Annotated in this window: 18 protein-coding genes and 1 rRNA gene; 8 read left to right on the forward strand and 11 right to left on the reverse strand. The window is 74.4% G+C overall.

Annotated elements, in window-relative coordinates:
* A 5S ribosomal RNA gene (gene rrf / locus ACIRS1_RS37910) occupies positions 1-77 on the forward strand; the annotation flags it as partial.
* A 79-nt stretch (positions 78-156) separates the two neighbouring features.
* On the opposite strand, the gene ACIRS1_RS37915 is transcribed toward rrf, so the two are convergent.
* Positions 157-609 carry a GNAT family N-acetyltransferase gene (locus tag ACIRS1_RS37915; protein WP_360223222.1) on the reverse strand — a complete coding sequence of 151 codons (453 nt, stop codon included), beginning with the start codon at positions 607-609 and terminating at the stop codon, positions 157-159.
* 90 nt (positions 610-699) lie between these two features.
* Positions 700-1,491, reverse strand: coding sequence for a VOC family protein (locus ACIRS1_RS37920; protein ID WP_360223219.1), 792 nt, complete (start codon positions 1,489-1,491; stop codon positions 700-702).
* Positions 1,492-1,690: 199 nt separating this feature from the next.
* Between ACIRS1_RS37920 and ACIRS1_RS37925 the strand changes: the two genes are divergently transcribed.
* The 3 genes from ACIRS1_RS37925 to ACIRS1_RS37935 all read left to right on the forward strand — a co-directional run bounded on the left by ACIRS1_RS37925 (position 1,691) and on the right by ACIRS1_RS37935 (position 6,666).
* A complete protein-coding gene (locus ACIRS1_RS37925; RefSeq protein WP_402847188.1) occupies positions 1,691-3,925 on the forward strand; it encodes an ATP-dependent RecD-like DNA helicase in 2,235 nt (744 codons plus the stop codon).
* 225 nt (positions 3,926-4,150) lie between these two features.
* Positions 4,151-5,440, forward strand: a complete 1,290-nt coding sequence (locus ACIRS1_RS37930; protein WP_360223213.1) for a citrate synthase — start codon at positions 4,151-4,153, stop codon at positions 5,438-5,440.
* 506 nt (positions 5,441-5,946) lie between these two features.
* Complete coding sequence (locus ACIRS1_RS37935; protein WP_360223210.1) at positions 5,947-6,666, forward strand: SDR family oxidoreductase; 720 nt, start codon at positions 5,947-5,949, stop codon at positions 6,664-6,666.
* Between the two features lie 74 nt (positions 6,667-6,740).
* Here ACIRS1_RS37935 and ACIRS1_RS37940 read toward each other — a convergent pair whose 3' ends face one another.
* Positions 6,741-9,023 (reverse strand): heavy metal translocating P-type ATPase, encoded by a 2,283-nt coding sequence (locus ACIRS1_RS37940; RefSeq protein WP_402847190.1) that lies wholly within the window; start codon positions 9,021-9,023, stop codon positions 6,741-6,743.
* 81 nt (positions 9,024-9,104) lie between these two features.
* Positions 9,105-9,323, reverse strand: coding sequence for a heavy-metal-associated domain-containing protein (locus ACIRS1_RS37945; protein ID WP_360217051.1), 219 nt, complete (start codon positions 9,321-9,323; stop codon positions 9,105-9,107).
* A 97-nt stretch (positions 9,324-9,420) separates the two neighbouring features.
* Here ACIRS1_RS37945 and ACIRS1_RS37950 point away from each other — a divergent pair, with 97 nt between their 5' ends.
* Positions 9,421-10,626 carry a PP2C family protein-serine/threonine phosphatase gene (locus ACIRS1_RS37950; RefSeq protein ID WP_402847193.1) on the forward strand — a complete coding sequence of 402 codons (1,206 nt, stop codon included), beginning with the start codon at positions 9,421-9,423 and terminating at the stop codon, positions 10,624-10,626.
* A 125-nt stretch (positions 10,627-10,751) separates the two neighbouring features.
* On the opposite strand, the gene dhaL is transcribed toward ACIRS1_RS37950, so the two are convergent.
* Both dhaL and dhaK read right to left on the reverse strand, forming a co-directional pair.
* Complete coding sequence (gene dhaL / locus ACIRS1_RS37955; protein ID WP_402847194.1) at positions 10,752-11,471, reverse strand: dihydroxyacetone kinase subunit DhaL; 720 nt, start codon at positions 11,469-11,471, stop codon at positions 10,752-10,754.
* A gap of 14 nt (positions 11,472-11,485) precedes the next feature.
* Positions 11,486-12,481 (reverse strand): dihydroxyacetone kinase subunit DhaK, encoded by a 996-nt coding sequence (gene dhaK / locus ACIRS1_RS37960; protein WP_387906057.1) that lies wholly within the window; start codon positions 12,479-12,481, stop codon positions 11,486-11,488.
* A gap of 167 nt (positions 12,482-12,648) precedes the next feature.
* Here dhaK and dhaM point away from each other — a divergent pair, with 167 nt between their 5' ends.
* On the forward strand, positions 12,649-13,041 hold the full coding sequence (dhaM, locus tag ACIRS1_RS37965) for a dihydroxyacetone kinase phosphoryl donor subunit DhaM (protein ID WP_402847196.1): 393 nt from the start codon (positions 12,649-12,651) through the stop codon (positions 13,039-13,041).
* Positions 13,042-13,117: 76 nt separating this feature from the next.
* Here the strand turns inward: dhaM and ACIRS1_RS37970 are convergent, their stop codons facing one another.
* Positions 13,118-14,830: a bifunctional 3'-5' exonuclease/DNA polymerase gene (locus tag ACIRS1_RS37970; RefSeq protein ID WP_402847197.1), complete on the reverse strand. Its 1,713-nt coding sequence runs from the start codon at positions 14,828-14,830 to the stop codon at positions 13,118-13,120.
* A 153-nt stretch (positions 14,831-14,983) separates the two neighbouring features.
* Between ACIRS1_RS37970 and ACIRS1_RS37975 the strand changes: the two genes are divergently transcribed.
* On the forward strand, positions 14,984-17,008 hold the full coding sequence (locus ACIRS1_RS37975; RefSeq protein ID WP_402847198.1) for a M3 family metallopeptidase: 2,025 nt from the start codon (positions 14,984-14,986) through the stop codon (positions 17,006-17,008).
* Positions 17,009-17,035: 27 nt separating this feature from the next.
* Here the strand turns inward: ACIRS1_RS37975 and ACIRS1_RS37980 are convergent, their stop codons facing one another.
* Positions 17,036-18,511: a cellulase family glycosylhydrolase gene (locus ACIRS1_RS37980; protein ID WP_402847200.1), complete on the reverse strand. Its 1,476-nt coding sequence runs from the start codon at positions 18,509-18,511 to the stop codon at positions 17,036-17,038.
* A gap of 117 nt (positions 18,512-18,628) precedes the next feature.
* Positions 18,629-19,273, reverse strand: a complete 645-nt coding sequence (locus ACIRS1_RS37985; RefSeq protein WP_402847201.1) for a TetR family transcriptional regulator — start codon at positions 19,271-19,273, stop codon at positions 18,629-18,631.
* Between the two features lie 125 nt (positions 19,274-19,398).
* On the opposite strand from ACIRS1_RS37985, the gene ACIRS1_RS37990 reads away from it, so the two are divergent.
* Entirely contained in the window at positions 19,399-20,625 is a 1,227-nt protein-coding gene (locus ACIRS1_RS37990; RefSeq protein ID WP_402847203.1) for an acyl-CoA dehydrogenase family protein, read from the forward strand.
* A gap of 59 nt (positions 20,626-20,684) precedes the next feature.
* Here the strand turns inward: ACIRS1_RS37990 and ACIRS1_RS37995 are convergent, their stop codons facing one another.
* Complete coding sequence (locus tag ACIRS1_RS37995; RefSeq protein WP_402847205.1) at positions 20,685-21,284, reverse strand: hypothetical protein; 600 nt, start codon at positions 21,282-21,284, stop codon at positions 20,685-20,687.
* A 133-nt stretch (positions 21,285-21,417) separates the two neighbouring features.
* A complete protein-coding gene (locus ACIRS1_RS38000; protein ID WP_402847206.1) occupies positions 21,418-22,227 on the reverse strand; it encodes an enoyl-CoA hydratase/isomerase family protein in 810 nt (269 codons plus the stop codon).
* Positions 22,228-22,359: the final 132 nt, after the last annotated feature.

Genomic DNA, 22,359 nt, shown 5'->3' on the forward strand with positions numbered 1-22,359 from the left:
CGAACCCGGAAGCTAAGCCTCACAGCGCCGATGGTACTGCAGGGGGGACCCTGTGGGAGAGTAGGACGCCGCCGAACAATTCTTCGAGAAAACCCCCGCCGGGCATCCGGCGGGGGTTTTCTGCTTTTCCGATGCTTTTCCGCGGCCCCGGGGCGCTCAGAGCGGCAGCTTGAAGCCGACGTGGGAGGCGGTGAAGCCGAGCCGTTCGTAGAAGCGGTGGGCGTCGGTGCGGGTGGCGTCGGAGGTGAGCTGGACGAGGTCGGCGCCGAGGTCGCGGGATCGGTCGACGGCCCAGCGGATGAGGTCGGTGCCGAGGCCGCTGCCCCGCTCGTCGGCGTGGATGCGGACGCCCTCGATGATCGCGCGGGTGGAGCCCTTGCGGGAGAGGCCGGGGACCAGGGTCAGCTGGAGCGTGCCGACCGTGCGGCCGGCGCGTTCGGCGACGACCAGGTGCTGGTGCGGGTCGCCGTCGATGCGGGCGAGGGCGGCACGGTACGGGGTGAGGTCGTCGGGGCTCTCGCGGGTGGCGCCCAGGGGGTCGTCGGCGAGCATCGCCACCACCGCCGGCAGGTCGTCTTCGGTGGCCCGGCGGATCGTCAGATCGGTCATGACCAGAGGATAGGCCGCCCCCTCACCCGCACCCCCGGCCGGTAGCCCCCGCAGGACCCCCTCAGGGCCCTTCTCGGGGGTGATCTGCCGTCACTCCCCGGGCTTCGCGGTGGTGATGACGGCGAAGGCGGCTCCGTGCGGGTCGTCCAGCTGGGCGAGGCGGCCGACGCCGTGGACGTCCGACGCGGGGATCCGCACGGTGGCGCCGAGGGTGCCGGCGATGGCGAGGCTGGCGTCGACGTTGGGGACCTCGAAGTAGGGGAGCCAATGGGAGGCGGTGCCGGCGGCGGTCCGCGCGGGGTCGAGTTGCACGATGCCGCCGTGGGCGTCCTCGGTGCCGCCGCCGGCCGGGGTGAGGACGGTGTAGACGAGGCCCTCGACCGGGACGTCCTGTTCCTGCCAGCCGAAGACGGCGCGGTAGAAGGCCTTGGCGCGTTCGGCGTCGACGCTGTGGCACTCGGTCCAGCAGAGGCTGCCCTCGTCGTCGACGGCCTCCAGGCCCCGGGTGTCGTGCGGCTGCCAGACCGAGAACTCGGCGCCGGTCGGGTCGGCGTAGCCGGCCATCCGGCCCGCGGTGAAGACGTCGAAGGGGGCGAACCGGACGCGGCCGCCGGCCTGTTCGACGAGTTCGGTGGTGCGGTCGGCGTCGGGGGTGGCGAAGTAGACCGTCCAGCCGGGCTGGTCGCTCTCCTCGGTGAGCGGGCCGAGCGCGGCGACCGTGCGGCCGTCGAGCCGGAAGAAGCCGTAGCCGCCGGCCTCGGGGCCGCCCGAGTCGAAGGTCCAGCCGAACAGGGCGGTGTAGAAGTCGACGGAGGCCCCGGTGTCGGGGCTGCCGAGGTCGAGCCAGTCGGGGGAGCCGGGGCGGAAGGCGGTGTTGAGCATGGCGGCACAGCTCCTCGGACGGGCCCGTGCGGGTGCGGGCGCGGTCGGCGCTCCCCCCGCCCCTCCCAGCCTGGCACCTGTGCGGGGGCGCTGCACGGCAGGGCCGCGGGGGCCGTCCGGCGCGGATTCGGGGGTGTCCGGGGCGGGCGGTACGGTGCGTAGCGGAAAGGTCCACCCGTACCGGTCGAAGGGGGTCCCGGTGGCCAGGCAGGCGCAGTCGGGGCAGGAGGTGCCGCGCCAGCTCGCACAGGTCGAGGGCGTGCTGGAGCGGATCACGTACGCCAACGAGGAGACCGGTTACACGGTGGCCCGGGTGGACACCGGACGGGGGGCGAACGACCTGCTGACGGTGGTCGGGGCGCTGCTGGGGGCGCAGGTCGGCGAGTCGCTGCGGTTGCACGGACGGTGGGGTTCGCACCCGCAGTACGGGCGGCAGTTCACGGTGGAGAACTACACCACGGTGCTGCCGGCGACGGTGCAGGGCATCCGGCGGTACCTGGGCTCGGGGCTGATCAAGGGGATCGGGCCGCGGTTCGCGGAGCGGATCGTGGAGCGGTTCGGGGTGGACACCCTGGAGGTCATCGAGAACGAGCCGGGGCGGCTGATCGAGGTGCCCGGGCTGGGCCCGAAGCGGACGAAGAAGATCGCGGCGGCCTGGGAGGAGCAGAAGGCCATCAAGGAGGTGATGGTCTTCCTGCAGGGGGTGGGGGTGTCGACCTCGCTGGCGGTGCGGATCTACAAGCAGTGCGGCGACGCCTCGATCGGGGTGGTGCGCAACGAGCCGTACCGGCTGGCGTCGGACGTGTGGGGGATCGGGTTCCTGACGGCGGACCGGATCGCCCAGGCGGTGGGGATCCCGCACGACAGTCCGGAGCGGGTGAAGGCCGGGCTGCAGTACGCGTTGTCGCAGAGCAGCGACCAGGGGCACTGCTACCTGCCCGAGGAGCGTCTGATCGCGGACGGCGTGAAGCTGCTGCAGGTGGACGTCGGGCTGGTGATCGAGTGCCTGGCGGAGCTGGTGGCGGCGGAGGGGGTGGTGCGGGAGTCGGTGCCGGGGGACGCGGGCGAGCCGATCACCGCGGTGTACCTGGTGCCGTTCCACCGGGCGGAGATCTCGCTGGCCAACCAGTTGCTGCGGCTGCTGCGTTCGGACGCCGACCGGATGCCGTGGTTCGGTGCGGTGGACTGGCCGGTGGCGCTGGAGTGGCTGGCGAAGCGGACCGGGGCGGACCTCGCTCCGGAGCAGGAGCAGGCGGTGCGGCTGGCGCTGACCGAGAAGGTCGCGGTGCTGACGGGGGGTCCGGGCTGCGGCAAGTCGTTCACGGTGAAGTCGATCGTGGCGCTGGCGCTGGCGAAGCGGGCGAAGGTGGTGCTCGCGGCGCCGACGGGGCGCGCGGCGAAGCGGCTGGCGGAGCTGACCGGGGCGGAGGCCTCGACGGTGCACCGGCTGCTGGAGCTCAAGCCGGGCGGGGACGCCGCCTACGACCGGGACCGCCCGCTGGACGCGGACCTGGTGGTGGTGGACGAGGCCTCGATGCTGGACCTGATCCTGGCGAACAAGCTGGTCAAGGCGGTGCCGCCGGGTGCGCACCTGCTGTTCGTGGGGGACGTGGACCAGCTGCCGTCGGTGGGGGCCGGTGAGGTGCTGCGGGACCTGCTGGCGCAGGACGGTCCGATCCCGTCGGTGCGGCTGACCAGGATCTTCCGGCAGGCGCAGCAGTCGGGGGTGGTGACCAACGCGCACCGGATCAACGAGGGGAAGCCGCCGTTGACGGACGGTCTGGCGGACTTCTTCCTGTTCGTGGAGGAGGACGCGGAGCGGGCGGCCGGTCTGACGGTGGACGTGGTCGCGCGCCGGATCCCGCAGCGGTTCGGCTTCGATCCGCGCCGGGACGTCCAGGTGCTGGCGCCGATGCACCGGGGGCCGGCCGGGGCGGGGAACCTGAACACCCTGCTGCAGGCGGCGGTGACGCCGGCCCGGGAGGGGCTGGCGGAACGGCGTTTCGGCGGGCGGACGTTCCGGGTGGGGGACAAGGTCACCCAGATCCGCAACAACTACGACAAGGGGCGGAACGGCGTCTTCAACGGCACAGTGGGAGTGGTGACCGCCCTCAGCGCGGACGACCAGCGGCTGACGGTGCTGACCGACGAGGACGAGGAGGTGGGCTACGACTTCGACGAACTGGACGAGCTGGCCCACGCGTACGCGGTGACGATCCACCGCTCGCAGGGCAGCGAGTACCCGGTCGTGGTGATTCCGGTCACTATGTCCGCTTGGACGATGCTCCAGCGAAATCTGCTCTACACCGCCGTGACCAGGGCGCGGAAACTGGTGGTGCTGGTCGGGTCACGGAAAGCGATCGCGCAGGCCGTGCGGGCCGTCAGTGCAGGTCGGCGGCATGCCGCGCTCGATCATCGGCTGGCAACTGGATGATTATCCAACGGGATGGTTGCCTCTAATGTTCTCTTGACGTGAAGAGATTTACGGCAGAGCCTAGGGTGGTGCCGATCTTGTCCGGTTCGTACCGGCTGCGGCGGCAGGTTTTGTAGGGGCGGGCCCTTTCGGGCCACCCCGGGTGCGCGGCTGTCCTCCAGATGGGGGATGGTGGAGACAGTCAGGGCACCTTGGAAGAGGATTCATTTCGTCGGTGAGGAAGACGTGAGCGACAACTCGGTAGTACTGCGGTACCAGGACGGCGAGTACGAGTACCCCGTCGTCGAGAGCACTGCGGGCAACGCCGGCTTCGACATCTCGAAGCTGCTCCCGCAGACCGGCCTGGTCACCCTGGACAACGGCTTCGGTAACACCGCCGCGTACAAGTCCGCGATCACCTTCGTGGACGGCGACAACGGCATCCTGCGGTACCGCGGCTACCCGATCGAGCAGCTCGCAGCACAGGGCGGCTTCATCGAGACCGCGTACCTCCTGATCAACGGTGAGCTCCCCAACGCCGGCCAGCTGGCGGACTTCAACCGCGAGATCACCCAGCACACCCTGCTGCACGAGGACGTCAAGCGCTTCTTCCAGGGCTTCCCGCGGGACGCCCACCCGATGGCCATGCTGTCCTCGGTCGTCGGCGCGCTGTCCACGTTCTACCCGGAGAGCCACAACCCGTTCGACGCGGACCAGCGCCACCTGTCGACCGTCCGCCTGCTCGCCAAGCTGCCGACGATCGCCGCGTACGCGTACAAGAAGGCGATGGGCCAGCCCTTCGTCTACCCGCGCAACGACCTGAGCTACGTCGAGAACTTCCTGCGGATGACCTTCGCGGTGCCCGCCGAGGACTACGAGCTCAACCCGGTCATCGTCAACGCCCTGGACAAGCTGCTCATCCTGCACGCGGACCACGAGCAGAACTGCTCGACGTCCACCGTGCGCCTGGTCGGCTCCAGCCACGCCAACCTGTTCGCCTCCATCTCGGCCGGCATCTCCGCCCTGTGGGGCCCGCTGCACGGCGGCGCCAACCAGGCCGTGCTGGAGATGCTGGAGAGCATCCAGAAGGACGGCGGTGACGTCGACGCCTTCATCACGAAGGTCAAGAACCGCGAGGCCGGCGTCAAGCTGATGGGCTTCGGCCACCGCGTCTACAAGGCCTTCGACCCGCGCGCCGCGCAGGTCAAGCTGCTCGCGCACGAGGTCCTCGCCCAGCTCGGCAAGAACGACGAGCTGCTGGAGATCGCGCTCAAGCTGGAGGAGCACGCCCTCAAGGACGACTTCTTCGTCTCGCGCAAGCTCTACCCGAACGTGGACTTCTACACCGGCCTGATCTACCGCGCCATGGGCTTCCCGACCAGCATGTTCACCGTGCTGTTCGCCCTCGGCCGGCTGCCGGGCTGGATCGCCCACTGGCACGAGATGATCAACGACCCGACCAGCCGGATCGGCCGCCCGCGCCAGATCTACACGGGCACCGAGATCCGCGACTACGTCGCCCTCGGCGAGCGCTGACGCAGAACCGGAAGGGCCCGGCCGCACCGTGCGGCCGGGCCCTTCGGCGTCCCCGCGGGGACGGAACCGTACGGCGCACGACTCCGGGGCCGGGCCGTGACCGGGGACGGCCGCTCAAAGCGTCCCTGGCCCGTCACAACCCCGGCGCCGTGCGCGAGGTCGTCATGGTCGACGACCGTCCCGGGGCCCGCCGGAGCCCCGTCGGCGGCAGCCGGTGGCGGTGCGGGGACGCGTTGCCGTTCGTAGCGTCTCCACCCACCGGGAAACTGCCGCACTACCAACCTAAGACGTATCAGGGTGCGAGAAGTTACGCCCGGGGGGTGTGAGCTGCCTCTCGCCACGCTCCGTGTGCGCCTCGTGCCCGGCCCATACCACACGATCCCGCGCGGGCTACGTCACCCTCCCCGCAGTCACGGCAACCGAGCGTGATAGGAATCGTGGCATTCCGGTACGGACCGCCCCGCACCCTCGCAGCGTGGCGGCGGAACTGGGGAGGGAGTGCGCAGATGGCCAGGAACGTGGTTGTCACCGGCGGTGGCACGGGAATCGGGTACGAGGTCGCGCGGCGGTTCGCCGAGGCGGGCGATCGGGTCGTGATCGTGGGCCGCCGCCGCGAGGTGCTCGAGGCGGCCGCGGCCGACCTCGGGACGAACGTCACCCCCCTGGTGTGCGACCTCGCCGACCCCGACGCCGTCGAGGCCGTGCTGGGCGACCTGCCCGAGCGGATCGACGTCCTGGTCAACAACGCCGGGAGCCGGGAGACCGTGATCGGCGGCGGGCCGCACGCCCTGCTGGCGCGCTGGCGCGGCGACTTCGAGCGCAACGTGCTGACCGTGGTGCTGCTCACCGAGTCGCTCCGCGACCGGCTCACCCCGGGCGCCGGCCGGGTCGTCACCATCAGCTCCATCGCCGCGCTGCGCGGGGCCGGTTCGTACGGCGCGGCGAAGGCCTCGCTGCACGCCTGGAACCACTTCCTGGCCGCCCAGCTGGGCACCTCGGGCATCACCGCCAACATCGTCGCGCCGGGGACGGTGGCCGGCACCGAGTTCTTCGGCCCCCGGCTGGACGAGGCGGAGGTCTCCCGTCGGGCGGCCCGCACCCTGCTCGGTCGGATCGGCGAGACCGGCGAGGTCGCCGGGGCGGTGTACTTCCTGGCCTCGCCCGAGGCCGGCTTCATCACCGGCGAGATCCTGCACTGCAACGGCGGCGAGCTGCTCGGCCGCTAGGGCTTGTCTGACACGTTGCCGCGGGAGGGGTCCGGACCGGGCGGTCCGGGCCCCTCCGGCGTGCGGCGGGTGCGTCAGGACGGCCGGAAGCGGCGCAGCCGCAGGCTGTTGGTGACCACGAAGACCGAGGAGAAGGCCATCGCGGCCCCGGCGATCACGGGGTTGAGCAGTCCGGCCGCGGCCAGCGGGATCGCCGCGACGTTGTAGCCGAACGCCCAGAACAGGTTGCCCCTGATGGTGCCGAGCGTGCGGCGGGAGAGCCGGATCGCGTCGGCGGCGGCCCGTAGGTCCCCGCGGACGAGGGTGAGGTCGCCGGCCTCGATGGCGGCGTCGGCGCCGGTGCCCATGGCCAGGCCGAGGTCGGCCTGGGCGAGCGCGGCCGCGTCGTTGACGCCGTCGCCGACCATGGCCACGACCCGGCCCTCGGCCTGCAGCCGGCGGACGGTGTCCACCTTGTCCTGCGGCATGACCTCGGCGATGACGTGCTCCGGGGCGATGCCGACCTCGGCGGCGACGGCCTCGGCGGCCGCGCGGTTGTCCCCGGTCAGCAGCACCGGCGTCAGGCCCAGGGCCCGCAGCCGGGCGATCGCCTCGGCACTGGTCGGCTTGACGGCGTCGGCGACCTCCAGCACGGCCCGCGCCGCACCGTCCCAGCCCACCACGACGGCGGTGCGGCCCGCTGCCTCGGCCGCGGCCCTGGCCCGCTCCAGGGCCGGCGGCAGCGGTGCCGTCCCCGCCCGCCCGGCCGTCACCGGGCGGCCCTCGACGACTCCCCGCACGCCCCGGCCGGGTGTGCTGCGGAAGTCCTGGACGGGCGGCAGGCCGCCGGTGCGCTCGGCCGCGGCGGTGGCGATGGCCCGGGCGATGGGGTGTTCGGAGGCGTGTTCCAGGGCGCCGGCCAGGCGCAGGGCCTCGGCCTCGGTGACGCCCTCGGCGGTGTGCACGGCGAGCAGGGTCATCCGTCCGGTGGTGACGGTGCCGGTCTTGTCCAGGACGACGGTGTCGACCTTGCGGGTGTTCTCCAGCACCTCGGGGCCCTTGATCAGGATGCCGAGCTGGGCGCCGCGGCCGGTGCCGACCATGAGCGCGGTCGGGGTGGCCAGGCCGAGGGCGCACGGGCAGGCGATGATCAGCACCGCGACGGCGGCCGTGAAGGCCGCGGTGGGGCTGTCGGTGGCCAGCAGCCGGCCGACCAGGGTGGCCAGCGCGATCAGGATGACGACCGGGACGAAGACGGCGGAGATGCGGTCGGCGAGCCGCTGGGCGGCAGCCTTGCCGTTCTGCGCGTCCTCGACCAGCCGGGCCATCCGGGCGAGCTGGGTGTCGGCGCCGACCCTGGTGGCCTCGACGACCAGCCGCCCGCCCGCGTTGACGGTCGCACCGGTGACCGCGTCGCCGACGGAGACCTCCACGGGCACCGACTCACCGGTCAGCATCGAGGCGTCGACGGCGGAGCCGCCCTCGACCACCGTGCCGTCGGTGGCGACCTTCTCCCCGGGGCGCACCACGAACCGGTCGCCCACCGCGAGCTCCGCGACCGGGATCCGCACCTCCTGCCCGGCCCGCAGGACGGCCACGTCCTTGGCCCCAAGGTCGAGCAGGGCGTGCAGGGCGGCTCCCGCCCGGCGCTTGGCGCGGGCCTCCAGGTGGCGGCCGAGCAGGATGAGCACGGTGACGGCGGCGGCCGTCTCCAGGTAGAGGGTGGAGGAGGCGTCGGCCCCGCCGATCGGGGTCGAGAAGTCGTGGTGCATCCCGGGCCGGCCGGCGTGGCCCCAGAACAGCGCCCAGAACGACCAGCCGAAGGCGGCCAGGGTGCCGAGCGAGACCAGGGTGTCCATCGTCGCCGCGCCGTGCTTGAGGTTGGTCCAGGCGGCGCGGTGGAACGGCAGGCCGCCGTGCACCACGACCGGGCCGGTGAGCGCGAAGGCCAGCCACTGCCAGTTGGTGAACTGCAGGGCCGGGACCATCGAGAGCAGCACGACCGGGAGGCTGAGGACGGCGCTGGTCAGCAGCCGGTCGAGCAGGGGGCCGGCGGGCTGTTCCGGCGCGGGGCGGTCGGCCGTGGCGGCGGGGGTCGGCCCGGGCTCGGCGGGGGCCGGCGGCGGCGGGAGCTCGGCGGTGTAGCCGGTGCGTTCGACGGTGGTGATCAGGTCCTCGAGGGAGATCCCGGGGCCGTAGTCCACCCGGGCCCTCTCGGTGGCGAAGTTGACGGTGGCCTCGACGCCGTCGAGCCGGTTGAGCTTCTTCTCGATCCGGGCCGCGCAGGAGGCGCAGGTCATCCCGCCGATCGTCAGTTCGACGCGCTCGCGCGCCCCGGTGCCGGCCGCGCCCTGTATGCCGGGTGCGGCGGCGGTCATGCTCCCACCTCGATCATGCGGATCAGCTCCTTGGAAGGGTGTGCGGCGGGGTCCGCTGCCCGGGCCCCGCCGCACCGGGGGTCAGACGCTGCGGCCGACCAGTTCGTAACCGGCCTCGTCGACCGCGGTGCGGACCTGCTCGTCGTCCAACGGCGCGAGGGAGGAGACCGTCACGGTCCCGGCCTTGGCGTCGGCGGCGACCCCGGTGACGCCGTCCAGGGCGGTGAGTTCCTGGCTGATCGCGTTCTCGCAGTGGCCGCAGCTCATGCCGGTCACGGTGTAGGTGGTGGTGCTGGACATCCGGGCCTCCGGGGGTGCACTGACCCGGGCGTCGGCCCGGGCTCTGACTCTGGCGACCACCGTACCCCTCAGGGGTATTTCGCGGAGGGGTGGGGCGGTGGGCGTGCTGATCGTCCCTTATGTTCGATATGTGTTCCCGATCCGCCGCGCCCAGTCGCCCTCGGCCCCCACGGCGGCCGCACTGCCACCGGGCCGTCGGCGCGGCGCCCTGCTGGCCACCGACCTCCAGGACGTGCCGTTCTGGCGGCGGGCCTCGCCCGCGCTGCTCGCCGTCCTGCTGGTCGGGCTCGCCGACCTGCTCTCCGGCAAGGACCGGTACCTCGCCCCGCTGATGACCGTCGTCCCCGCCGTCGCCGCACTCACCCTCAGACCGGGCGAACTGCTCGCGGTCTGCGCACTCGGACTGGTGGCCGTCTTCGGACTCAGCCACTACGACGAGGTCGACAACATCAACGACGCGCGCTTCCTCTACGGGGCGATGGTCAGCTACGTGGTGCTCACCGTCTTCTCCGCCTGGGTCGCGAAGATCCGGATGCGGCGGGCCGCGGCCTTCGCGGCCGTCAGCTCCGTCGCCGAGGCCGCCCAGCGGGCGCTGCTGCAGCTGCCCGGGCCGGTCGTCGGGCCGCTGCGGCTGGCCGTCCGGTACGTCTCGGCGGCCGACGCCTCGCGCATCGGCGGGGACCTCTACTCGGTGCTGGAGACCCCGCACGGCACCCGGGTCGCGGTCGGCGACGTCCGGGGCAAGGGCCTCGCCGCGGTGCAGACCGCGGCCGTGGTCCTGGGCGCCTTCCGTGAGGCCGCGTACGACGAGTCCGGCCTGCGGGGCGTCGCCGCCCGGGTCGAGGCCAGCGTCGAGCGGCACGTGCCGGACGGGGAGTTCACCACCGCGCTGTTCGCGGAGTTCCGCACGCCCGGGGTGATGGAGCTGCTGCAGTACGGTCACGTCCCGCCCATCCGGGTCGACGGGGACGGGCGGGCGCACGTGCTGGACGCCCCGGACCCGTGGGTGCCGCTCGGCCTCGGCCGGCTGGCCGCGGGGGAGCCGGCCAGCTGGGGACAGCCCTTCGGGACCGCGGACGTCCTGGTGCTCTGCACGGACGGGGTGGTCGAGGCGCGGCACCGCGAGGACGGGGCGTTCTACCCGCTGGCGGAGCGGGTCGGGCCGCTGGTGCGCGGCGCCTGCGGCTCCGCCGGGGAGCTGGAGGCGGCGGTCGGGCGGGTGTACGCGGACCTGCTGGCGCACACCGGCGGGGACTTGCGGGACGACGCCCTGCTGCTGTTGATCGCCCGGACGGATGGCTGACGCCGGGGGCCCGGCGTTCCGGACGCGCCCGGGCTGGTCCTCGCGGGCTGGGCCTCGCGGTCGGGGCCTCGCGGTCGGGGCCGAGCCTGGAGGGCCCGGCCCCGGAGGCCCGTCGGGGTGGCCCCTCAGCCGGCGCTGACGGCGGCGAGGGCCCGGAACAGCAGGGCGGTGGAGGTGGCGCCCGGGTCCTGGTGGCCGATGCTGCGCTCGCCCAGGTAGGAGGCGCGGCCCTTGCGGGCCCGCAACGGAACGGTGTCGCGGGCGCCCTGTTCGGCGGCGACCGCGGCGGCCTCGGCGGCCTCGGGGAGGGCGGCGCCGGCCGCGGCCGCGGCGCGGAACGCGGCGACCGCCGGGGTGTAGGCGTCCACGATGGTCTTGTCCCCGGGGTCGGCCTTGCCGAGCGCGCGGACGGCGTCCAGTCCGGCGGCCAGCGCCTCGGCCACGTCCGCCGGGCCGGCCGGCCCGGGCAGGGCGGCGCCGACGGCCCGGAGGGCCTTGCCGTAGAGCGGGCCGGAGGCACCGCCGACCTTGGAGATCAGCGTGCTGCCGGTCTTCGTGAGGACGGCGCCGGGGCCGGCCGGCTCGAGGCCGTCGAGGGCGGTCAGGGCGGCGGCGAAGCCCCGCCGGAGGTTGCTGCCGTGGTCGCCGTCGCCGATCGCGGAGTCCAGCTCGGTGAGCCGGGCCTGCTCCTCCTCGACGGCCGCGGCGGCGGCGCGGATCCAGGCCTCGGCCAGCCGGGCGTCGAGGAGCCGGGTGCCGGGCACCTCGGTGTCCGGCAGCGGTGCTTCCGGCGGTGCTGCGTGCGGAGCGTCCGGTGCGGGGGACGGCGGGTCGATGGGGGCCATGCCTGCTCCTCCGGTCAGGCCCGCTTGAGGGCGGGGGTGTCGACGGGCGCGTCCCACAGCTCCAGCAGCTGCCGGTCCGCCTTGGTGAGGGTGAGCGAGAAGCCGGCCATGTCCAGGCTGGTGACGTAGTTGCCGACCAGGCTGCGGGCCACCGTGATGCCCTGCTCGGCGAGCCGGGCGGCGACCTCGCCGTAGGTGATGTACAGCTCCAGCAGCGGGGTGCCGCCGAGGCCGTTGAGCAGGGCGATCACCTCGTCCCCCGGTGCCAGGTGGTGGTCGGCGAGGATGGTGTCGACCACCTCGGCGGCCAGCTCGCGGACCGGGCGGAGCCGTTCGCGGCGGCGGCCGGGCTCGCCGTGGATGCCGACGCCGACCTCGATCTCGTCCTCGGGCAGGTCGAACCCGGGCTTGCCGGCCGCCGGGACGGTCGCCGCGGTGAGCGCGACGGCGAAGGAGCGGGAGGCGGCGTTGACCCGCCGGCCCAGGGCGGCCACCTCGTCGAGCGGGGCGCCCCGCTCGGCCAGCGCGCCCGCGGTCTTCTCGACCAGCACGGTGGCCCCGGTGCCGCGGCGCCCGGCCGTCCAGGTGGAGTCCTCGACCGCGACGTCGTCGTCGACCAGGACGGTGCGGACCTCCAGGCCCTCCTCGGCGGCGAGTTCGGCGGCCAGCTCGAAGTTCATCACGTCGCCGGTGTAGTTCTTCACGACGAGGACCACGCCGCCGCCGTTCTCCACCGCCTTCGCCGCGGCCAGCACCTGGTCCGGGACGGGGGAGGTGAAGACCTCGCCGGGGCAGGCCGCGTCCAGCATGCCGGGGCCGACGAAGCCGCCGTGCAGCGGCTCGTGGCCGGAGCCGCCGCCGGAGACCAGCGCGACCTTGGGGCCGGCCGGGCGGGCGGCCCGGGTGATCACCCGGTTGACGAGGTCCACCGCCAGCTCGGGGTGCGCCGCGGCGACTCCGGCCAGTGCGTCCTCCAGGACGCTCTCCGGGGTGTTGATCAGCTTCTTCAACGCTCTTCGCTCCCTTGGGCGTGTCCGACAGGACGCTTCGACGGGCCGTGTGCGGCGGACGCTGCTGCCCCGACGCTACGCCAGACGGGGGTGCCCGGCACGGGGTGCGACACGCAGGGTGTCGGTCACCCTCCCGGAGCAGCGGGATCCGCCGTAAGGTCGCGGGCATGAGCGCAAACGTGGGCGTCGTCCTGGTCTCGCACAGCCCCCGGCTGGCCGCCGGACTGCGCGAGCTGCTCGCCGAACTCGCCCCGGAGGGCGTGCGGGTGGCGGTCGCGGCCGGGACGGAGGACGGCGGCCTGGGCACCAGCTACGACCTGATCGCGCGGGCCGTCGTCGAGGCCGACGGCGGGGCGGGCGTGGTCGTGCTGCCGGACCTCGGCAGTTCGGTGCTGACCGCCGTCACCGTGCTGGAGGACGAACCGCGCCCGGGGGTGCGCCTGGTGGACGCGCCGTTCGTGGAGGGCGCGGTGGCGGCCGTCGTCACCGCCTCGACCGGCGCGGCGCTGGCCGAGGTGGTCGCGGCGGCGGAGGACGCGCGGGCCTTCCGGAAGCTGTAGCGGCCCGCCGCGGGTGGCGGCCGCCCGCCGCCGGGTGCCGTGGACGCCAGCGGGAGCGCCGGCCCGCCGCCCGCCGCTACTTGGCGTCGGCGTAGCAGTCCACCACCGCGGTGGTGAGCGGGAACCGCACCGGGGTGTCGCCGAAGACGAGCCGGCGGGCCTCGTCGGCGGCCTCGGTGACGGCGGCGACGACCTCGTCGGCGAGGTTGGCCGGGGTGTGCACGATCACCTCGTCGTGCTGGAAGAACACCAGGTGCGGCCGGTCGGCCGGGCCGGTCGCGGGCAGGTCGTGGAGCCGGCGGCGCAGCGCCGCGAGCAGGGCGAGCGCCCAGTCGGCGGCGCTGGCCTGGATGACGAAGTTGCGGGTGAAGCGGCCGCGGGCGCGGGCCGTCCGGCCGCCGGCCTCGCCGGCCGTGTCGGCCTCGGTGAGGTCGAGGAAGGCGGCCGAGGCGGGCGGGCAGACCCGGCCGAGCCGGGAGGCGACCACGCCGCCGTCCTCGCCGGTGCGGGCGGCGGCTTCGACGTAGCCCATCGCGGCGGGGTAGCGGCGGCGCAGGGTGTTCAGCAGCGGGCCGATGTCGCCGCTGGTCTGGCCGTACATGGCACCGAGCAGGCCGAGTTTGGCCTTGTCGCGGTCGCCCTGGAAGGCGTTGGCGGCGAGTGCCTCGTACAGGTCGCCGCCGGCCGCGGTGCGGGCCAGCCCGGCGTCCCGGGAGAGGGCGGCGAGGACCCGGGGCTCCAGTTGGGCGGCGTCGGCGACGACCAGCAGCCAGCCGGGGTCGGCGACGACGGCGCGCCGCAGGATGCGCGGGATCTGCAGGGCGCCGCCGCCGCGGCTGGCCCAGCGCCCGGAGACCACGCCGCCGACCACGTACTCGGGCCGGAAGCGGCCGCCGCGGGCCCAGGTGTCCTGCCAGGCCCAGCCGTGCGCGGCGTGGATCCGGGACAGCTCCTTGTACCGGATCAGCAGCGCGGCGGCCGGGTGGTCGACGCCCTTGAGCTCCCAGGAGCGGGTGGAGCCGAGCTGGACGCCCTGTTCGGCGAAGGCGCGCAGCACCTGGGTGTGCGAGTCGGGGTTGAACGGGCGCCCGCCGAGGGCCTGTTGGAGCCGGGCGCCGAGGTCGGCGAGCAGCTTCGGCTGGGTGCCCGGGACGGCCGGGCGGGGGCCGAGCAGTTCGGTGAGCAGCCGGTCGTGGACGTCGCCGCGCCAGGGCAGCCCGTCGTGGGCCATCTCGGCGGCCACCAGCGCGCCGGCCGACTCGGCGGCGACCAGCAGCCGGAACCGCTGCCGGGCGGCCGGGTCGGCGATCGCGGCGAGCCGGCGCTGCTGCTCCGCGTGGACGGCCACGACGGCGGCCAGTGGGTCGGCGCCGGGCGGCAGTTGCAGCCGGTCGGGGGCGAACAGGGTGTCCTGGCCGCCGTCGGACTCGGCGGAGCCGGGCTCGGGCAGGTCGTCCGGGACGGGCAGGCCGCGCAGCCGGGACCAGGCGGCGCCGAGCGAGCGGGGCGCGCCGAACCGGCCCTCGTGGCCGAGCAGCAGCGCCTCGGTGAGCCGCAGGTCGTGGCAGCGGGCGAGACGGGACTCCAGCCGGGGAAGCAGCGGGGCGTAGGCGGCGTCGGTGGCGGCCCAGACCCAGCGCGGGTGCCCGTCGGCCTCGCGGTCGGCGACGGCGGCGGCGAGGTCGGGGACGGCCTCGGGCGGGCCGAGCGGGGCGCCGGAGTCGTCGAGCGGCTGGAGCCGGCCGCCGGGGCCGTGCGGATCGGGGGCGAGGGCGGTCCTGGGTGCCACGGGGGTCTCCTCTCCGGCGCGCTGGTCGGGCGTGCGGGTACGGGCACGGGTGTGCGGGTCTACGGGTGCGCGACCTCGACGTTAACGGGTGGGTCGGACAACCGGGGCCGGGCCGCATAGGCAGGGTGGGTGACACGGCGTAGGGTCGGCGAAATGACCGTGAACCCGTTCTTCGAGGCCAGCACCCTGGTCTACGAGCTGCCGCCCTTCGCCGAGATCCGCGAGGAGCACTACCTGCCCGCCTACCGGCGGGGGATGGCCGAGCAGTTGGCCGAGATCGCCGCGATCACCGCCGATCCGCAGCCGCCGACCTTCGACAACACGCTGGTCGCGCTGGAGCGCTCCGGGGACGTGCTGCGCCGGGTGGACGCCGTGTTCCGCAACCAGTCGGCCTCCGACACCACCGACCTGATCGACGCGGTGGACGCCGAGGTCAGCCCGCTGCTGGCCGCCCACCACGACGCGATCCACCTGGACCGGGCGCTGTTCGCCCGGATCGAGGAGCTGTACGGGCGCCGCGCCGAGCTGGGCCTGGACCCGGAGTCGCTGCGGCTGCTGGAGCGCCGGCACACCCGCTTCGTCCGCTCCGGCGCCCGGCTGGGCGGGGCCGAGCAGGACCGGCTGCGCGAGCTGAACGCCGAACTGGCCGCGCTCGCCACGACGTTCCAGCAGAACGTGAACGCGGCGACCAGGGCCGCCGCGCTGGTGGTGGACTCCGCCGAGGAGCTGGACGGGCTGTCCGCGGACGCGGTCGCCGCCGCCGCGGAGAACGCCCGGGTGCTGGGCCACGAGGGCCGTTTCGTGCTGAGCCTGAAGAACACCTCGGGTCAGCCCGAACTGGCCGTGCTCACGGACCGCTCGGTGCGCGAGCGGCTGCTGGCCGCCTCGGTCGGACGGGCCGTCGAGGCGAACGGGCCGCTGGCGATCCGGATGTCCGCGCTGCGCGCCGAGCGGGCCGCGCTGCTGGGCCACCCGAGCCACGCCGCATACGTGGTCGAGGACGAGACGGCGGGCACGGTGGAGGCGGTCTCCGGGCTGCTGGCCCGGCTGGTGGAGCCGGCGGTGGCCAACGCGCGCCGGGAGGCCGCCGAGCTGGCCAAGGTGGCGGCCGCGGACGGCGTCGAGGAGATCGCCGCGCACGACTGGGCGTACTACTCGGAGAAGGTCCGGCAGGGCGCCTACCAGGTGGACGCGGCGGCGCTGCGCCCCTACTTCGAGCTGGAGCGGGTGCTGCGGGACGGCGTGTTCCACGCGGCGCGGCTGGCGTACGGGCTGACCTTCACCGAGCGGTCGGACCTGACGGCGTACCACCCCGAGGCCCGGGTCTTCGAGGTGTTCGAGGAGGACGGCGCCCCGCTGGGCCTGTTCATCGGCGACTTCCACGCCCGGGCGTCCAAGCGCGGCGGCGCCTGGATGGACGACCTGGTGGCGCAGGCCGGCCTGACCGGCCGGCGCCCGGTGGTGCTCAACAACCTGAACATCCCGAGCCCGGCGCCGGGCGAGCCGGTGCTGCTGAGCTGGGACGAGGTGCGCACGCTCTTCCACGAGTTCGGCCACGCCCTGCACGGGCTGTTCTCGGACGTGCGCTACCCGCTGTTCTCGGGCACCTCGGTGCCCCGGGACTTCGTCGAGTTCCCCTCGCAGGTCAACGAGATGTGGATGGTCCGGCCGGAGGTGCTGGCCGCCTACGCGCGCCACCACGAGACCGGGGAGCCGCTGCCGGCGGAGCTGGTCGAGCGGATGGCGGCCGCCGAGGGCTTCGGTCAGGGCTTCCGGACGGTGGAGTACCTGGCGGCGACCCTGCTGGACTGGGCCTGGCACACCGTGCCGCAGGGCGTGGAGATCGCGGACGCCGAGGAGTTCGAGGCGCGGGTGCTGGCCGAGGCCGGCATCGCGGTGCCGGCGATCCCGCCGCGCTACCGCACGGCGTACTTCCAGCACATCTTCTCCAGCGGCTACAGCGCCGGCTACTACGCCTACATCTGGTCCGAGGTGCTGGACGCCGACACCGTGCAGTGGTTCGAGGACAACGGCCGCCCGGTGCGCGAGAGCGGCGAGCTGTTCCGCCGCGAGCTGTTGGCGCGCGGCTTCAGCCGGGACCCGCTGGAGTCCTTCCGCGCGGTGGTCGGCCGGGCGCCGGAGACCGGCCCGCTGCTGGCCCGGCGGGGCCTGGCCTGACCGCCGGCCGGGCGGCCCCGGTGGCGGTCAGCGCGCGGTGACCGTCACCGTCACCGGGGTGCCCGGGGAGGCGTGCGGCAGGCGGACCCGGACGGTGCCGGCCCGCCCGCCGGCCGGCTGCTCGACCTCGACGCGGGCGCCGGCGGGGGTGGCGGTGACGGCGGCGCCGTGCGGGAACGCCGCCGGGGGGAGCACGAGTTCGCTGCTGGTGCGGCTGCCGTCGGCGCGCCAGCGCAGGGTGCCGCCGGTGGTGCGCACGTCGGTGCCGGCGACGGCGGCCGGGTAGGGGCCGAAGGCGGGCTCGTCGCCGGGGGCGGGGCGGCCGGCCGGGTCGAGCGCGCAGTAGCCGCCGGTGCCGCGGCACCAGTACCACATGGTCCAGCCCTCGGCGAAGCCGTCCATGGCGGCGACCTGCCGGCGGACCAGCTCGGTGTTGCCGGGCCGGTGGGAGTCCGGCGGGCCCCACTCGCCGACCAGGACGGGCAGGCGGTGGGCGGCGGGGTAGTCGGTGATCGCCGCGGTGTAGCGCTCGACGAAGCCGCCGGACGGGTCCCAGTCGGCGCCGGACTCGACCGCGGTGTCGTAGAAGTGCGGTGCGTAGCCGAGCCTGGGCGGGCCGGGGCGCGGGTCGTCGAAGCCGGGCAGGCGGGTGGGCACGCCCTGGCCGACCAGGACGGTCGGTTCGACGAACAGCCAGGCACGGGTGTCGACCCGGCGGACGGCGGTGATCAGGCGGCGGTACATGTCGGCGAGCCGGCCCTGTTCGAGGGCGGCGGAGGCGGCGGCGAGCACCGCCGGATCGGTCGGGTCGCCGTCCACCGGGCCGAACGGCTCGTTGAACAGGTCGTAGCCCAGCAGCGAGCGGTGGCCGCGCAGTTCACGGGCGAGCCGGGTGTAGAAGTCGGCCTGCCAGGTGCGCAGGTCGGGGTCGTCGTAGAGGTGCCGGAAGGCGGCCTGGACGGCGGGCTGGAAGTAGCCGGCGAACCAGTCGTCGGGGTCGGGGGTGAAGGGCAGTCCGTCGTCCCGGGTGGCCCAGACCGGGATGCCGCGGTCGCCGCCGCCGAACTTCGGCCCGTAGACGTCCTGGTGGAAGTCGACCAGGGCGAGCAGTCCGTACCGGTCGGCCCAGCCGAGGAGCCGGTCCAGGCGGCGCAGCTCGCCCGGGTCGAGGCGGCCGCGGGTGGGCTCCAACCGCGTCCAGGAGACCGCGACCCGGATCAGCGTGAAGCCCTGGGCGGCGACGTCGCGGACGTCGGCCTCGGTGGCCTCGGCGTACTTGTCCAGGTTGAAGCCGCGCAGCTGGAGCCGGCGGCCTCGGGAGTCGGTGAGCGAGGTGCGGCCGTCGGGGCCGGTCGCCGTCCCGACGGGGTGGCGCGCCGGCGTGCCCAGGGACGGGCCGCCGAGGGACCGGTCGCCGAGGGCCGGGGTGGCGTGGGCCGGGGTGGTGGTGAGGACGGCGGTGGCGGCGAGCAGCAGGGCGGCGGCGGTGCGGCGCAGGCGCATCGGGGACCTCGCACGGCGGGGGGCTGGGGGCCCGATGATGCCCGGGGCGGCGCGCGCCGCACAAGGGTCGTGCGCGCATCGGTCGTGCTGCGGAAGGGGCTTGCGCGGTAAGGGAGTTCAGTCGGTGTCCGGCGCGGCCGGCTCGGCGGGGGCGGCGGGGGCGGCCGGCAGGACGGCGGTGGGCAGGTCGGCGGCGGCGGCGAGGCGGCCCCAGAGCAGGTCGGCGAGGGCCTGCACCATGCGGGTGCGGCTGCAGGGTCTGGTCTCCAGCCACCAGTCGCCGGCGGCCAGCACCATGCCGGTGATGCCGCGGCCCCAGGCCTCGGCGAGCAGGTCGCGGTCGGCGCCGAGGTCGACCTGGTTCTGCACGGCGCGGGTGATCTCCTCGGCGATCTGCCGCAGCGCGGGGGCGAGGGCGTTGCCGGCGCCGCTCGGGTCGCCGGGTTCGGGGTGGGTGAGCAGCCGGTAGACCTGCGGGCGGGCCTCGATGCCGGCCAGGTAGGTGTCCAGGACGTGTTCGACGCGGTCGCGGCGTTCGAGCGGTTCGGCGAGGGCGGCCCGGACGGCGGCGAGCAGTCCGCCGGTGTGGCGTTCGGTCAGGGCCCGGATCAGGCCGTTCCGGTCGCCGAAGTGGCGGTAGAGGATCGGCTTGGTGATGCCGGCCTCGGCGGCGATGGCGTTCATGCTGGCGCTCGGCCCCTCGCGCTGGACGACCCGGTCGGCGGCGTTGAGCAGTTGCTCGCGGCGGGGCTCTCGGGACATGCGCTGCTCCTCGGGTTGGGGTCGGCCTGGGCGTTGACACCGGTTACCAATCAGTAGCAGACTCCGACGATGTTACCCCAGGTAACACCCCGGTCGGCCGCACCCCTTCTTCGGAGGCAAGCACCATGAGCAGCACGTTCTCACTGGACCCGGGCGCGGACCAGCTCGCCGTACGCGACTGGCTGCACGGCTTCGCCGCCGACGTCATCCGACCCGCCGCGGCCGAGTGGGACGAGCGCGAGGAGACCCCCTGGCCGGTCATCCAGGAGGCCGCCAAGCTGGGCATCTACTCCCTGGACTTCTACGCCCAGCAGTACTTCGACCCCTCCGGCGTCGGCATCCCGATCGCCATGGAGGAGCTGTTCTGGGGCGACGCCGGCATCGGGCTCTCCATCGTCGGCACCACCCTCGCCGCCGTCGCGGTGCTCGCGAACGGCACCGACGAGCAGATCGGCACCTGGACCCCGCAGATGTTCGGCACCCCGGACGACCTCAAGGTCGCCGCGTTCTGCTCCTCCGAGCCGGACGCCGGCTCGGACGTCTCGGCGCTGCGCACCCGGGCGGTGTACGACGAGGCCAAGGACGAGTGGGTGCTGAACGGCACCAAGACCTGGGCCACCAACGGCGGGATCGCCGCCGTCCACGTCGTGGTCGCCACCGTCGACCCGGCGCTCGGCGCCAAGGGGCAGGCCTCCTTCGTCGTCCCGCCGGGCACCCCGGGACTGAGCCAGGGCCAGAAGTTCAAGAAGCACGGCATCCGCGCCTCGCACACCGCCGAGGTCGTGCTGGACGGCGTCCGGGTGCCGGGCGGCTGCCTGCTCGGCGGCAAGGAGAAGCTGGACGAGCGGCTGGCCCGGGCCCGCGAGGGCGTCAAGCGCTCCGGCGCCCGGGGCAACGCGGCGATGGCCACCTTCGAGGCCTCCCGCCCGGCCGTCGGCGCGCAGGCGATCGGCATCGCCCGGGCCGCGTACGAGGTGGCGCTGGACTACGCGAAGACCCGCGAGCAGTTCGGCCGCCCGATCATCGACAACCAGGGCGTGGCCTTCCAGCTCGCCGACATGAGGACCCGCATCGACGCCGCCCGCATGCTGGTGTGGCGGGCCTCCTGGATGGCGGCGACCAACCAGCCGTTCACCGCGGCGGAGGGCTCGATGTCGAAGCTGTACGCGGGCGAGACGGCCAAGTGGGTCACCGCGCAGGCGATGCAGATCCTCGGCGGCAACGGCTTCACCCGGGAGTACCCGGTGGAGCGGATGCACCGGGACAGCGCGATCTACTCGATCTTCGAGGGGACCAGCGAGATCCAGCGCCTGGTCATCGCCCGGGCGATCTCCGGGATGCCGATCCGCTGACCCCGGCGGACGGGCGTGGGCGCGCCCCGGGGAGTGTCCTGGGAGTTGTCGGACAAGCCCTAGCGGGCGGCCCAGAAGGTGAGCCCCGCGGTGAGCGCGCCGACCACCGCGCCGACGATCGTCTGCGCGGTGGTGTGGTCCCGCAGCACCACCCGGGACCACCCGATCAGCACCACCAGCGGGTAGAGCAGCAGCCACAGCGGGCCGAGTCCGATCCCGAGGCAGACCACCGCGCCGCTGGCGACCGCGGTGTGCACGGAGACCTTCCACCAGACGGTGATCACCAGGATCGGGACCAGCGAGGCGAACATCGCCAGCACCACCGCGGTCAGGTCGGCCGGGGCGTCCAGCCACAGCATCACCGCGAAGCTGGTCAGCACCGAGCCCATGATGAACGGGATGACGGTCAGCCGGCGCTGCCGGTGGCCGACGTGGCGGTCCTCCAGGGTGCCCCTGCGGATGCCGCGCCGGATGAACATCGTCGGGATGACGGCCGCGAACAGCGCCGCGAAGGCCGCCCAGGCGAGGCCCGTCCAGCCGTGGCGGACGCCGCCGAGCAGCGGGAGCATCGCGATGATCACGTTCTTCGGCTCGACGCCGTCCGTGATCCGGCGGGCCCACACCGTGCGGCTGGTGGGGGCGGTCATGGCCTCGGTCATGGGGGTGCGGCTCCGGGCGGTGGCGGGGGCTGGTCGACGGCACGGGGCCGGTCGGACGATCGTACGGGGCCCGGGCGCCGCGCCCCCGGACCGCCCCCGGCCTCCCCGGACCCCCGGGGCGGGCACGGCCCCCTCAGAAGCGGGGCGGACGGCCCTCCAGGAACGCGGCGAGCCCCTCGTGCACGTCGGAGGCCTCCCGGGAGCGGCGCTCCCAGGGTGCCAGGGCCTGCGCCGCCTGCTCCGGCGGGACGGCCAGCGCGGCCTTGACGGCGCCGATGGTCTGCGGCGAGCGGCGGGTCAGCAGCCGGGCGAACGCCAGCGCGTTCTCGTCCAACTGGTCGGCCGGCAGCACCCGGTCGGCCAGACCGATCACCGCGGTGCGCGGGCCCTGCACCAACTCGCCGGAGAACAGCAGGTACTTGGCCCGGGAGGGGCCGACCAGCCGGGCCAGCCGCAGGGTCGGCACCGCCGGGTAGACCACCCCGAGCTTGGCCGGGGTGATGCCCATCCGGGCGTCGTCCGCGACGAACCGCAGGTCGCAGGCGACGGCCAGCTGGCAGCCGCCGCCGACGCAGGCGCCGTGCACCACCGCGATCGTCGGGTGCGGGAAGGCGGCCAGCGCCTCCTCGGCGGCGACGTTGACCGCGTGGTACCCGTCGGCGCTGTCCGGGTCGCCGTAGACCCCGGCGAGCTCGTCGATGTCCGCGCCGGCGCTGAACGTCCCGTCCGCGCCGGTGACCAGCAGGACGCGCACGCCCGGCTGCCCGGCGATCCGGGCCAGTACGTCGGGCAGCGCCTGCCAGATGGCCAGTGTGACGGCGTTGCGGCGGTGCGGTCGGGCGAACTCCAGCACGGCGACGCCGTCCTCACCGACGTGGGCGCGCAGGCCGTCGACGTGCGTGGGCAGCGGGGTGCGGTCCCGGGTGAGCAGCGGCTGGTCCATGCGTACCTCCGGAGGGTCGTGGTGCGCACACCCTCTCAGAGGGTGTTCGATAGGGGATTCCCCCCAACTGTCCGGCTTTGATCGAGGTAGCACGGACTCGATTCCAGGATCTCGTGGCGGTCGGGTCCGTGT

Origin of the sequence: Kitasatospora sp. NPDC101176 (assembly GCF_044768035.1) — a bacterium.
Taxonomy (GTDB): Bacteria; Actinomycetota; Actinomycetes; order Streptomycetales; family Streptomycetaceae; genus Kitasatospora.